This is a genomic window from Pseudoalteromonas ruthenica, assembly GCF_008808095.1.
In the GTDB taxonomy this organism is placed as follows: Bacteria; Pseudomonadota; Gammaproteobacteria; order Enterobacterales; family Alteromonadaceae; genus Pseudoalteromonas; species Pseudoalteromonas ruthenica.
This window is the reverse complement of the sequence record NZ_CP023396.1, coordinates 1733443-1746602: the sequence shown is the minus strand read 5'-3', so window position 1 is coordinate 1746602 and position 13160 is coordinate 1733443. Positions and strand designations below refer to the sequence as shown.

The window sequence follows — 13160 nt, the reverse complement described above, 5'->3', positions numbered from 1 at the left end:
GAATTAACCATGACATCAAAGTGTAAAATAGATGACAGTTTCAAGACGACATCGGGTTGTGGGATACTGAGGCAAACTATCGCTGTGATGGAGATAATATGAGTTTATTAGTGGCAATTGCGAACAGAAATACAGATAAGCTGCAGAGCATGCTTAAACAGCAACTGGGTGAGCAGCAAGTACAAGTGTGGCCTGATATTGAGGATGCTGCAGCGATTGATATGGTGCTTGGCTGGCAGGTACCGGCTGAGGTGTTTAGTGCTTTGCCAAATCTAAAAGCGGTGTCTTCTTTTGGTGCCGGTGTCGACGGCCTTAACCTGGATGCCATTGCAGATCATGTGTCGGTCACGCGTATTGTTGATAATGAGCTGGCAGCAGATATGGCTGAATACGTATTAACGCAAGTGCTGCTGCATAAATCTCATATGCCTCGTTATTGGCGTCAGCAAAGTAACAAACAATGGCGAGCGAAGCGGGTGCGCGCACACAATCGCGTCGGCCTGCTCGGGTGTGGTCAGCTTGGTAGCGCTATTGCGCAGCGTTTAGCGGCTAATGGCTTTACTATCAAAGCGTGGTCGAACTCAGAAAAACCTGACACAGCGACGGTGACACACTTTTGCGGTGATAGCGGCCTAAACGAGATGCTTGCGCATGTCGATTATTTGGTTTGTGTACTGCCTTTGACTGTAAAGACCCGCAATATAATTGATGCTGAGCTGTTGGCAAAACTGCCTGCGCATGCGGTATTAATTAATGTTGGCAGAGGAGAGCATGTATGTGAAAGTGCATTACAAACCGCACTCTCAAAACACACTTTAGGCGGTGCCACCCTTGATGTGTTTCGCCAAGAACCTTTGCCAGAGGAGAGCCCTTTATGGCACCAAGAAAACCTCATTTTGACCCCGCATTGCAGTGCGCTTAGCCGCATTGAAACCGTTGTTGAGCAAGTGGTCGACAACTATCAACGCTTGCAGTCTGGGCAAACATTAAAGCACCTTATTAGCCGCGAACGAGCTTATTAAGTTGTTTTAATAGGAACTAAACACTGTGTAAGTAAACAGCTTGTTAAGTTTTAGTCAGTTGCTATAGTAAACAAGCTACATGCTTGATGTATAAAAAAAATAACAAGTTAGGCTATTTTATTAGCCGCAACCTTTATAGGAAGCGCTATGAAACATAATCAAGGCGGAGCTAAGCTCAGCTATGTGTTGTTTTGGGTTGCTTTGCTGGGACTCGCAGCTTGGTTCAACCAAGCCAATGCCATGCCACTGTAAAGCTCCTATTTGTAACTGACATTCGACGGACAAAATGCCGAAGCCTAGGGTTTCGGCATTTTTATTTTCAGCGTTTAGCGTGGCGTTCGCGGTTTTCTAATTTCTTATCTGCACTTTTCTTTAATAGCACGTAGGTTGCGCCTAGGCCGCCATGGGGCTTCAACGCACTGTGGCAGGCTAGTACGCAGGACAATTGTTTGAGCCAATGATTGACGTAGCTTTTGAGCAGCCCTTTTTGGGATTGATTACGCTCCCCAGTGCCGTGACGCACTAACAATACGCGAATGTCACGCTGGTGGCAGTCGCTCACCGTTTCATACAGTGCCTGGCGTGCCTGAAGCAGTGATTGACCGTGCAAGTCGAGTGTGGCGTCAACGCCATATTTTCCTAAGCGAAGGTTTTTGTACACGCCGTCTTGTACACCATCTTTTTTGTAGGCGATAAAATCGAGTGGATCAATCAAATCAATGTATTCGGTGCTGAGGATGTTGTCATCTAACTCTGCATCTAACTGCGCCGCCAAACGTTTGTGTTGTTGCGCGAGGGTGGGTGTGGTGTGCGGTTCGAAGTAGCTTACCTTATCGTTTTGCTTGAGCGGCGTTACATCCTCCATTAGCTCTGCGAAAAGATCCGAGTCTGGGCTTTTATGAGACGCTGTCATGATGACCTCGCTTACATGGTTACTACTAGCTTTATACTAGCCCAATATACGGTGTCAGTACTATGATGATCACTCTCGATAGTACTGACTGCGTATTTTTAAACCAATTCAAGCTAAACCGATGGGCCACTGATGCGCTGTGTGTACACCTTAAATAAATAAAACGTATTAATTAAAACCAGGGAGATGTTAGTCAGTCCATTGGGGGTTACTAATTGTTGCGCATGCACAAAAAATAACAGACCAATCGCTACACTTGCGCCAATGCGCAGTAAGCGTCCATGACTAATAAAAAATGCGCCAATAGCCAGTGCTCCAAGCAAAATCTGAATTCCCAAGTTGACGTCCAAGGTGTATCGCTCCACAACGTGATGGTTAAAAAAGGAGCGCTATTATGCGAACGTGAAGGCCCTTAAGCAAGCGAAAAAATATATCTTTTTCGGATAAGTTTTTCTAACTTGAAAAAAGATGCACTAAGACTGCAAAAAAACCTTCTTGTTTGATGATTTCATAGCGATGACAAGTATCTGCTTGCGTGCGATCTCGGCATAAGTACATGGCCTTGTTGGCGTCTATGGATTGCAGGTAAAGCTCTGAATCTACGAGTGTTGGGCCACCAAGTAGGGTGGGCACATAAATGCTACTGGCCACTAACCCCAGCTTTTGATAAGTGATCAACTGAGGTTTTGGCATCAGCATAAATATTGCCAGCAGCGCTAATAACGTAAATAAAATAATTTGGCCTAACTTACCCTTTGGTTTGGTGCGCTGCGGAGCTCCTTGGCGCGACGGCTCATCCTGCTGTGATTGGCGCTGCGAGGCGTTATCTGCCGAAGAGGGCGGCCGCTTAATTCTTTTTGGCGTCGCTGCTTGCTTCAAGAGTGAATGCTTTTTAGTTTTTTTTACCATAACGCTCTACACACAGGTTTACTTGGCCTAAACTATATAGGACTCTATAATATAAACGTTTTTTTAGTATAGCGTGGCTAGGGCTGGAAGTTAACTTAAACCCCAGTGGCTAAGGCGCAAATTAGGGAAGGTCCAATGGATGAGGATATAGCGATTTTAATCGTGGATGATGTGGGTACGGTGCGTAGCTTTTTACATCAAACGTTAATGCATTTAGGCATTGAAAATGTAGATGAGGCGGCAAACGCTGCGCAATGCATGTCTGCGTGCGCGAATAAAGAGTACGATATTATCTTTCTCGACATCGAATTGCCTGACGGCGATGGCAAAGACATGATTGCAGACATAAATAGTCAGCTCCCCGAGGCTAATGTGGTTATGGTCAGCGCTCACTCAACAATTGATAATGTTAAGGACGCAATTGATAAAGGCGCTAAGGGGTTTGTGGTTAAGCCGTTTTCGCCAAAGAAAATAGCAGCCATGCTGAAAAAGTTTTACCCCAACATGGAATTTGTCTGATTTCTTGAATTATAGGCATAAAAAAACCGGCTAATGCCGGTTTTTTGCGTTATCAAAAAACTAAATTATAGTGCTTTGATTTTCGCTGCAAGACGGCTCTTATGGCGAGCAGCCTTGTTTTTATGGATTAGACCCTTAGTCGCGTAACGGTCTAGGATAGGTGTTGCTTGTGCGAAAGCAGCTTGTGCCGCTTCTTTGTCGCCAGCTTCAATAGCAGCAGATACTTTTTTGAAGTATGTACGCATCATTGAACGACGGCTTGCGTTGTGCTGACGGCGTTTTTCGCTCGTTACAGCGCGTTTCTTTGCAGACTTGATGTTAGCCAAGGTTTGCTCCTAACAATCTTAAATAAAGCTTATATTTAAAGGCCGTGGACTATGCCCTCTTTTTTCCAATTTGTCAATCAAATTAACAAAAGACAAAGCAAACTGCGGGAGTAACGAATCGCCAATGGCTACCGGGAGACACATATATACAGTGCAAAGTTGGGTTAACGCACTATATACCCAAATAAATGATTGGTCTGTTATTGCAGTTTAGGCCTCTGACCTCGGCGGATTATAGCAAAGCTATTAGGCAACCACCAGCGCTGTATTCGCTGCCTATTTGTTGGCATAATGCCGCCATTATCGTTTGCCTCAGTGAGGATATGTGGCTAACAGTTTATTTCGTTCTGGCATGATAGTCAGCGCCATGACCATGATATCGCGCGTACTGGGCTTAGTGCGTGACGCCGTTGTGGCAAACCTTTTAGGAGCTAATGCGGCTGCCGACGTATTCTTATTTGCTAATCGCATTCCCAATTTTTTACGCCGTTTATTTGCAGAAGGGGCCTTTGCCCAAGCTTTTGTGCCAGTGCTCAGTGAAATCAAGGAGCAGCGAGGTGATGATGCCGTGCGCTTATTTGTGGCGCGGGCGGCAGGCACCTTAGGCACTATCTTGTTGGTGGTGACCATTGTTGGCGTGATAGGTTCGCCCATAATCGCCGCACTGTTTGGTGCTGGGTGGTTTGTTGATTGGTACCAAGGCACAGGTGAGGGCGATAAATTTATTTTAGCTTCGGCGCTGTTGAAGTGGACCTTCCCGTATTTATTTTTTGTTTCGCTGGTCGCGCTCAGTGGCGCCATATTGAATGTGTATAACCGCTTCGCGGTGGCGGCCTTCACCCCGGTGCTGTTGAACGTTGCCATTATCAGCAGCGCTATATACTTGCATCAGTATGTCAGCATTGGAGCTTACGCTTTAGCTATCGGTGTGTTCATTGGTGGGGCGGTGCAATTAGCCTTTCAGCTACCGTTTTTATACCGCGCCAAAATGCTAGTGAAACCGCGATGGGGGTGGCAAGACTCTGGCGTGGTCAAAGTGCGAAAACTGATGATCCCAGCGTTATTCGGTGTATCGGTGTCGCAAATCAACCTCTTTCTCGATACCGTGATAGCCTCTTTTTTGGTGACTGGCTCCATCGCCTGGTTGTACTACGCGGACAGGCTCATTGAATTTCCTTTAGGTTTATTCGGCATTGGCATTGCCACGGTGATTTTACCGACCTTATCTAAACTCCACGCCGGTGATAAAGGATCTGATTTTCAGCACACCTTAGATTGGGGAGTGCGTTTTGTGATCTTTCTAGGGTTGCCTGCCATGCTAGGACTGATGGTAATAAGCCCGTTGATTATTACCGTGTTATTTGACCACGGTGCGTTCGCAAGCGCTGAGGTGGATCATGTCCGCGCAGTGTCCTTGGGGGTGGCCGCCTACGCCGTTGGTTTGGTCAGCTTTATGCTGATTAAGGTATTAGCGCCAGGCTTTTATGCTCGTCAGGATACCCGCACTCCGGTGCGCATCGGCATTATCGCCATGGTTTTGAATATGGTATTTAACTTACTGCTAGCGCCGTTTATTGGGTATTTGGGCCTTGCGCTGGCCACCGCACTCTCTGCGACTTGTAACGCCCTATTGCTATATCGACAGCTGGCTAAAGAGCAGGTTTATCATTTTTCAAAAAACAGTGTCATTTTTACTGGCAAATGCTTATTTGCTACTGCCTGTATGGGGGCGGCGGTGTATGCTTTACAAAGCCAGTTTATGTGGCAGCAATGGCCTTTTTATGAGCAGATCGCTTTGTTGGCAGGGCTGATTTTTGTGGCGATGAGTTGTTACTTTGGCGTGCTATTCATTATGGGTGTGCGCCCAAGTATGATAAAAAACGTGGCAACTACTGAATCACATTAAAAAAAAGATTATAATCGAGCACTTTCGTCAGTCGTAGTGCGTAAAACAAGGCCTTTTAGAAATGGAGCTGATACGCGGGATCCACAATATTCGAAGCCAACATCATGGCTGTGTACTCACCATAGGCAATTTTGATGGTGTGCACCTGGGTCATCGAGAGGTGATAAAAGGTTTATTGCGTGATGCTAGCGCGCTGAACTTACCCAGCACCGTGATGTTATTTGAGCCGCAGCCGCAAGAGTTCTTTTTAAAAGAACGGGCTCCGGCACGCTTGACTCGACTACGTGATAAGCTTGCTTTACTCGCTAAACTGGGCGTGGAGCGGGTGGTCTGCGTGAGTTTTAATGGCCGCTTTGCCAGCCAAAGTGCAGCTGAATTTGTTAGTGAAGTATTGCTTAAAAAGCTTGGCGTCAAAGCACTCACTGTGGGCGACGACTTCCGCTTTGGCAAAGGCCGCAGTGGAGACTTCTCGTTGCTCAAAGCCATGGGTGAAACAGCCGGTATGGCGGTGAAAAGCACCGAGAGCTTCAAAAAGGCCAATGCGCGAGTCAGCAGTACGGCTATTCGTGAAGCGCTCAGAGCCGGTGACTTAGAGCTGGCTAAAGCGATGCTGGGTCACGATTACGCCATTAGCGGACGCGTGATTCACGGTTGGAAAAAAGGCCGAGAGCTTGGCTTTCCAACGGCCAATGTGGCCCTGAAGCGGCAAGTTTGTCCGCTCAGCGGTGTCTTTGCGGTGCAAGCAAAAGTGGGTACGCACACTTATAACGGCGTCGCGAATGTGGGCAATAAGCCCACCTTTAACGGTACCCGAGCCTTGTTGGAAGTACACTTGTTTGACTTCCAGCAAAGCATCTATGGGCAATTTATCGAAGTGCAGCTTAAAGCGAAGCTGCGCGATGAACACAAATTCAATGGTCTTGATGCCTTGGTGGCGCAAATTAATCAAGATATTATCGAGGCCAAACAGTTTTTTACTTTATCGACTACCGCAGATGTCAGCGGCGGTCTGTAGCCGGAACGGAAAGTAGGATTAATGAGCGACTATAAACATACCTTAAATTTACCGGAAACTGAGTTTCCCATGCGCGGCAACCTGGCCAAACGCGAACCAACCATGCTTAAGCAATGGTATGAGCAAGACTTGTACGGCAAAATTCGTGCAGCAAAAAAAGGTAAGCCGTCTTTCATTTTGCATGATGGCCCTCCTTATGCGAACGGTAACATTCACTTAGGCCACTCTGTTAATAAAATCCTTAAAGACATTATTATCAAGTCTAAGACGCTTTCAGATTATGATGCGCCTTATATTCCCGGCTGGGATTGTCACGGGCTACCGATCGAGCTGATGGTAGAAAAGAAAGTCGGTAAGCCAGGCAAAAAAGTGTCGGTGGCGGAATTTCGCCAAAAATGTCGTGAGTATGCGGCGAAACAGGTAGACGGCCAAAAAACTGACTTCAAACGCTTAGGTGTGTTAGGGGATTGGGATAAGCCTTACCTAACAATGAACTATGATTTCGAAGCCAATGCTATTCGCACCCTAGGTCGCATTATCGATAAAGGTCACCTGCATAAAGGGGCTAAACCGGTGCACTGGTGTACCGACTGTGGTTCAGCGTTGGCGGAAGCCGAAGTGGAGTACCAAGATAAACAGTCACCGGCTATCGATGTGAAATTCACCTTCGTCGATCAACAGGCCATTGTTAGCGCCTTTGATTTGGCACAGGGCCATCAAGGAAATGGTCCAGTAGCCACGGCGATTTGGACGACAACGCCATGGACTCTGCCGGCAAACCGCGCCGTTGCCGTACATGAGAATTTGGAATATGCCTTAGTGCAGGTCGAAGATGAAGGTCAGCAGCAGCGTTTTGTGCTGGGTTCAGAGTTGGTCAAAGACTGCATGGACCGTTTCGGCTTTAAGCACTATCACACTTTGGGTTATGTTAAAGGTGAAGTGCTTGATAAACTGAGCGTTGCGCATCCGTTCCTTGATATCAATGTACCTGTTATTTTGGCTGATCACGTAACCACCGACTCAGGTACGGGCATTGTTCATACCGCACCAGGCCATGGTCAAGAAGACTATGTTGCAGGCCAAGCGTACGGCTTAGAAGTAGCCAACCCAGTGGGTGCAAACGGCGTTTATTTGCCAGACACCCCTATTTTTGCCGGTCAGCACGTATTTAAAGCCAACCCTAATGTGATTGAGCTGTTGCAAGAGAAAGGCGCGTTGTTGCATCACCATGCGCTTGAGCATAGCTACCCGCATTGCTGGCGTCACAAAACCCCCATTATTTTCCGCGCCACACCGCAGTGGTTTATTTCAATGGACAAAGCCGGCCTGCGTAAAGACTCTATTGCCGAAATTAAAAAGACTCAATGGTTACCAGGATGGGGTGAAAGCCGCATTGAAAATATGGTTGAGGGGCGCCCGGATTGGTGTATTTCACGTCAGCGTACTTGGGGTGTACCTATTGCCTTGTTCGTAGATAAAGACACCGGTGATTTGCACCCTAACAGCGCAGAATTGATTGAACAAGCTGCGCAGCTAGTAGAAAAAGACGGTATCCAGGCGTGGTACGACTTAGAGCCACAGACCTTATTAGGTGATGATGCTGAGCAGTACGTGAAGGTACAAGATACTTTAGATGTGTGGTTTGATTCTGGCGTAACCCATGCCTGCGTGATTGATGCACGTGACGAATTGACGCGTCCTGCCGATCTTTACCTTGAGGGTTCAGATCAACACCGTGGTTGGTTTATGTCATCACTGATGACCAGTGTGGCAATTCATGGTCACGCGCCATATCGCCAAGTAATGACCCACGGCTTCACGGTGGATGAAAAAGGCCGCAAGATGTCAAAGTCTTTGGGCAATGTTATCTCACCGCAAGACGTGATGAATAAAATGGGCGCGGATATTTTGCGTCTATGGGTGGCTTCGAGTGACTTCACCGCAGAGATGACCGTGTCTGATGAGATCTTTAAGCGCTCGGCGGACCGTTATCGTCGTATCCGAAATACCAGCCGCTACTTGTTAGCCAACCTCAATGGTTTTAATCCTGAGACTGACCTTGTTGAGGTGGCAGAGATGGTTGAGCTAGACCGCTGGATTGTCTCTCGCGCTGCCAGTCTACAAGAAGAGCTCATTAAGGCTTATGACGAGTATCAGTTGCTATTGGTAACGCAAAAACTGATGAACTTCTGCACCGGAGAGCTCGGCTCATTCTACCTGGATGTGATTAAAGACCGTCAGTACACGGCAAAGGCTGATTCTCATGCGCGTCGTTCGTGTCAGAGTGCGCTGTACCATATTGCCGAGGCTATGACCCGCTGGATGGCGCCAATTCTGAGCTTTACTGCGCAGGAAATTTGGCAGGCACTGCCCGGTGAGCGCGAAGAGTTTGTCTTTACCGGACAATGGTATAACGGCCTTCAGGCAGTATCAGGTAAGTTCACTGATGAGCAGTGGCAACACGTATTAGAAGTGCGTGATGCCGTGAACCGAGTACTGGAAAATGCTCGTAAAGAAGACATTATCGGTGCCACCTTGCAAGCCGAGGTAACGCTTTATGCCGACGATACGTTAAAAGCAACACTGGATGCCCTGGGTGAAGAGCTGCGCTTTGTGTTGTTAACATCAAAAGTAACGGTGCAAGCGCTCAGTACTAAACCGGCAGAGATTGCGGATTCAGAGCTGTCAGGGCTTGGCGTACAAGTGGTGGCGACCTCGGCGAGCAAATGTGAGCGCTGTTGGCATTACTGCGATGATGTAGGCACCCACGATAAGTATGACGATCTGTGTGGGCGTTGCGTAACTAACGTTGAGGGCGATGGCGAAACACGCCAGTTTGCCTAAGCAGTAAGTAAGGAGCGAAGGTGTTAGCAAAGCGAAGTGGGCTTATATGGCTGACGCTTTCAGCGCTGGTTTTAGTGCTCGATTGGGGCACTAAAACTTGGGTTGTCAGCGCTATGTCGTTACGGGAAAGCATTGATGTTTTGCCGTTTTTTAATATTACCTATGTACATAATTATGGTGCCGCATTTAGTTTTCTCAGTGATGCCGGCGGCTGGCAACGGTGGTTCTTAAGTGCCATTGCCGTGACTATCTCGGTGCTGCTGGTATGGTGGCTAAAACGCTTGCCAGCGACCAATAAGCTGCTCGGCAGTGCTTATGCATTGGTGCTCGCGGGAGCACTCGGTAACCTTTACGACCGACTACACTATGGGTATGTTATCGACTTTATCCATGTCTATTATCAGGACTGGCATTATCCCGCGTTTAACATTGCCGATTGCGCCATTTGTATTGGTGCGGCGCTGTTATTATTCGATGCCTTTAAATCCAGCAGTAAAGAGGAGCAGGCCCATGAGTAACATGGTGATCGGTGCTAATTCCGAGGTTGTTTTTCATTTCTCTATCAAGCTCAGCGATGGCTCTGCAGCGGATTCTACTAAAGTGCACGATAAGCCGGCTAAGCTGACCATGGGCGATGGCAGCTTAACGGAAAACTTTGAAAAATGTTTGCTAGGGCTGTCGGCTGGTGATGAGAAAAGCTTTGAGCTTGAGCCAGAGGATGCCTTTGGTCAGCCTAACCCTGACAATATTTATCATGTTGATAGAAGCAAATTCGGCAGTGATGCACCGGCTCAAGTCGGCGCGATCATTGCGTTTACTCAGCCCGATGGTACTGAACTTCCTGGTGTTGTTCGCGAAGTGGTTGGCGAGTCGGTCACTATTGACTTTAACCACCCGTTAGCCGGGCAAAAGTTAACCTTTGAAGTGGAAATTTTGGAGGTCACAAACCCATGAAAATAGTACTTGCTAACCCGCGTGGGTTTTGTGCTGGCGTCGACCGGGCTATCAGTATTGTTGAGCGGGCTTTGGATATTTTTGAGGCGCCAATTTATGTGCGTCATGAAGTCGTGCATAACAAATATGTGGTTAATGGTTTAAAAAACCGAGGTGCCGTGTTTGTTGAAGAGCTGCATCAAGTGCCCGACGACAGCATCGTCATTTTTAGTGCTCACGGCGTCTCCCAAGCCGTGCGTCAAGAGGCCAAGCGTCGCGAGTTAAAAGTATTCGATGCCACCTGTCCGTTAGTCACTAAAGTGCATATGGAAGTGACGCGAGCATCACGCAAAGCGATTGAGTGTATTCTCATTGGTCACCATGGCCACCCTGAGGTAGAGGGCACCATGGGGCAATACGATAACCCCGAAGGTGGGATTTATCTGGTCGAAACTCCAGAGGACGTCGCTGAGCTTGAGGTGAAAAACCCAAGCAACTTGTTCTATTGTAGTCAAACCACGTTATCGGTAGACGATACTGCAGATGTGATTGATGCGCTGCGAGCTAAATTCCCAGATATAGACGGCCCGCGAAAAGACGATATTTGTTATGCCACGCAAAACCGTCAGGATGCAGTGCGAGACTTAGCTGATAAGGTCGATGTTTTATTAGTTGTCGGTGCCAAAAACAGTTCAAACTCTAATCGGTTGCGAGAGCTTGCCAGTAAGATGGGCACTAAAGCCTACCTTATCGATGATGCCAGCAGCATTGATTCCAGCTGGCTTGAGGGCATTGATTCTGTGGGCGTGACAGCAGGCGCATCAGCACCTGAGGTGTTAGTACAAGAAGTGATTGCTCACTTGCAGTGTGCAGGTGGTGAACAAGTCACGGAAAACCCCGGGCGTGAAGAAGACATCGTGTTTGCTGTACCGGCCGAGCTACGATAGCTAGTATCGAGGTAAGCGTGGAACCAGCATCGCAACCGCACAGCAATCGCTACAGCCTGCTGACCACGCTTTGTCAGACCCGAGGGGTATTAAGTGTCTTGGTCGTAGGGGAGGCATTGGCGCTGATCATTAGCTTTAGTGTCAGTGCGTTGGAAAACTTCTGGGTCGTGTTAGGTCAGGTCAGCCTGCTGGTGCAGTTCATTGTTTCTCTTAGTTTTGCTCTGCTGTATGCGTTGAATGGCATTAGAGCGCAATTAAGTGACAATATCCAAGCTGGTGCAGTGATCGGCACTTTGGTGCTTGTCACTTTCATGACCACTTTATATATCAGTTATTTGGCGCTGTTTGCCGAACAAGCGCCAGTGTGGTTCGTAATTAAAAGCTGCGCCATTAGTGCGTTAGTCGCTGCGCTGTTCGTGCAGTTTATGGCCATTTATAATGAACATGCTAAGGCGCACTCAGCCTACGCCAGTGCTCAATTGGACGCGTTACAAGCGCGTATCCGCCCACATTTTTTATTCAATACCTTGAACACCATCGCTGAATTAGCGCATCAAGATGCCCATGCTGCAGAGGACTCGGCATTAGCACTGGCATCGTTATCTCGCGCTGCTATGAACGTAGGAAAGCAAAGTACCCTTAATGACGAGCTCCAGTTAGCTCAGCGCTATATCGCTCTTGAACAATGGCGCTTTGGCACACGCCTAGCTGTGCAGTGGTCGATTCCTGATATGGTACATAACATTGCTATGCCGTGCTTGACCTTGCAGCCGTTACTAGAAAACGCAGTGTTGCACGGAGTGGAGGCTAGCGCGACCGGCTCGCTGATAGAAGTCGAGGTGTACCTCAGTGAGCAAAGCGCAACGGTGATAGTCAGCAATAGTGTGTCAGCTAACAGCGAGTCAAAACGCAGTCACAACGGCATTGCCTTAGCCAACATCCGCAAACGGCTGGCGATTTTATATCATGGTAGAGCACGATTAAGTCAGCATCGCTTTGACAGTCGTTACCGAGTAAAGCTTGTGATCCCAAGAATGGAGTCTTTTAATGAAAGTATTAATCGTTGATGATGAACCGCTCGCCCAAGCCCGCGTCGCTCGCCTACTAGGTACCTACGGGCACATTCATATTGCCGGCTATGCTAGTAGTGGCGCCGAGGCGCTTGAATTGGCTGCGAAAACACAGCCAGATGTTGTCTTTATTGATGTTGAAATGCCGCAAATGAACGGTTTAGAGGCCGCGCAGCAACTCTCCGAACAGTCATTACCCCCGGCTATCGTGTTTATTACTGCCCACCCGAACCATGCTCTGGATGCCTTTAAAGTGATGCCTACAGCTTATTTGCTCAAACCACTGGAAGCGGCAGAGCTGGATAAGGTCATCAATAAGCTCGGTCAGCAAAATCGTGCGCAAGTGAACCATAAACAGCGTCAGCAATTGAGCTACAAACTGGGGAACCAGCTAAAAACACTTAGCCTTGATGAGGTGCTTTATGTCGCTCGAGATGGTAAATATACTCAGGCAGTCTGCGAAAGCGCACAAGTGTTATTAGATACAAGCTTAAAAGAGCTAGAGCAGCAATTTCCCACTACATTACTCAGAGTGCACCGAAATACCTTAGTGAACCGCAATAAAGTCACATCGCTCACGCAAAGCCAGCGCCAATACCAAATTTTTCTACAAGGGTGTGAGCAACCACTGCCAGTGAGCCGTCGTGAAGTGAGCAAAGTCAAAGACTTACTCTATGGTGATAGTTCCCAATAAATGACCGTTCATACCTAATATAGTACCGTTTATTCCTTCCTGGCTTGTTCCTAATTTCAATA

The 13160-nt window shown here is 47.7% G+C and carries 14 protein-coding genes; 10 read left to right on the top strand and 4 right to left on the bottom strand.

All coding sequences use genetic code 11. From position 1 onward, the window contains the following. The first annotated feature begins 98 nt into the window (after positions 1–98). The gene (locus PRUTH_RS08280) at positions 99–1022 is read left to right on the top strand and encodes a 2-hydroxyacid dehydrogenase (RefSeq protein ID WP_151173029.1); all 924 of its coding nucleotides are present in this window, start codon (positions 99–101) and stop codon (positions 1020–1022) included. Between the two features lie 319 nt (positions 1023–1341). On the opposite strand, the gene smrA is transcribed toward PRUTH_RS08280, so the two are convergent. From smrA to PRUTH_RS08265, 3 genes are all read right to left on the bottom strand, one after another. Then, complete coding sequence (smrA, locus tag PRUTH_RS08275) at positions 1342–1935, bottom strand: DNA endonuclease SmrA (RefSeq protein WP_151173028.1); 594 nt, start codon at positions 1933–1935, stop codon at positions 1342–1344. Positions 1936–2048: 113 nt separating this feature from the next. Continuing rightward, entirely contained in the window at positions 2049–2273 is a 225-nt protein-coding gene (locus PRUTH_RS08270) for a hypothetical protein (protein ID WP_231658063.1), read from the bottom strand. A gap of 115 nt (positions 2274–2388) precedes the next feature. Continuing rightward, entirely contained in the window at positions 2389–2814 is a 426-nt protein-coding gene (locus PRUTH_RS08265; RefSeq protein ID WP_151173027.1) for a hypothetical protein, read from the bottom strand. 165 nt (positions 2815–2979) lie between these two features. Here PRUTH_RS08265 and PRUTH_RS08260 point away from each other — a divergent pair, with 165 nt between their 5' ends. Then, positions 2980–3363: a response regulator gene (locus PRUTH_RS08260; RefSeq protein WP_022945274.1), complete on the top strand. Its 384-nt coding sequence runs from the start codon at positions 2980–2982 to the stop codon at positions 3361–3363. A 65-nt stretch (positions 3364–3428) separates the two neighbouring features. On the opposite strand, the gene rpsT is transcribed toward PRUTH_RS08260, so the two are convergent. Further along, on the bottom strand, positions 3429–3689 hold the full coding sequence (gene rpsT, locus PRUTH_RS08255; RefSeq protein WP_022945273.1) for a 30S ribosomal protein S20: 261 nt from the start codon (positions 3687–3689) through the stop codon (positions 3429–3431). A 325-nt stretch (positions 3690–4014) separates the two neighbouring features. On the opposite strand from rpsT, the gene murJ reads away from it, so the two are divergent. From murJ to PRUTH_RS08215, 8 genes are all read left to right on the top strand, one after another. Then, entirely contained in the window at positions 4015–5595 is a 1581-nt protein-coding gene (murJ, locus tag PRUTH_RS08250) for a murein biosynthesis integral membrane protein MurJ (RefSeq protein WP_151173026.1), read from the top strand. 61 nt (positions 5596–5656) lie between these two features. After that, the gene (ribF, locus tag PRUTH_RS08245; RefSeq protein WP_045978216.1) at positions 5657–6610 is read left to right on the top strand and encodes a bifunctional riboflavin kinase/FAD synthetase; all 954 of its coding nucleotides are present in this window, start codon (positions 5657–5659) and stop codon (positions 6608–6610) included. Positions 6611–6631: 21 nt separating this feature from the next. Continuing rightward, a complete protein-coding gene (gene ileS / locus PRUTH_RS08240; RefSeq protein WP_151173025.1) occupies positions 6632–9454 on the top strand; it encodes an isoleucine--tRNA ligase in 2823 nt (940 codons plus the stop codon). A gap of 20 nt (positions 9455–9474) precedes the next feature. Continuing rightward, the gene (gene lspA, locus PRUTH_RS08235; protein ID WP_022945269.1) at positions 9475–9972 is read left to right on the top strand and encodes a signal peptidase II; all 498 of its coding nucleotides are present in this window, start codon (positions 9475–9477) and stop codon (positions 9970–9972) included. Further along, complete coding sequence (fkpB, locus tag PRUTH_RS08230; protein WP_045978213.1) at positions 9965–10408, top strand: FKBP-type peptidyl-prolyl cis-trans isomerase; 444 nt, start codon at positions 9965–9967, stop codon at positions 10406–10408. Before lspA ends, fkpB begins: the two co-directional genes overlap by 8 nt. Next, entirely contained in the window at positions 10405–11334 is a 930-nt protein-coding gene (gene ispH / locus PRUTH_RS08225) for a 4-hydroxy-3-methylbut-2-enyl diphosphate reductase (RefSeq protein WP_151173024.1), read from the top strand. The genes fkpB and ispH overlap by 4 nt, the downstream gene beginning before the upstream one ends. A gap of 17 nt (positions 11335–11351) precedes the next feature. Beyond that, positions 11352–12401 (top strand): sensor histidine kinase, encoded by a 1050-nt coding sequence (locus PRUTH_RS08220; protein WP_257220911.1) that lies wholly within the window; start codon positions 11352–11354, stop codon positions 12399–12401. Next, positions 12382–13098 (top strand): LytR/AlgR family response regulator transcription factor, encoded by a 717-nt coding sequence (locus PRUTH_RS08215; protein ID WP_022945265.1) that lies wholly within the window; start codon positions 12382–12384, stop codon positions 13096–13098. The genes PRUTH_RS08220 and PRUTH_RS08215 overlap by 20 nt, the downstream gene beginning before the upstream one ends. The last annotated feature ends 62 nt before the right edge of the window (positions 13099–13160 follow it).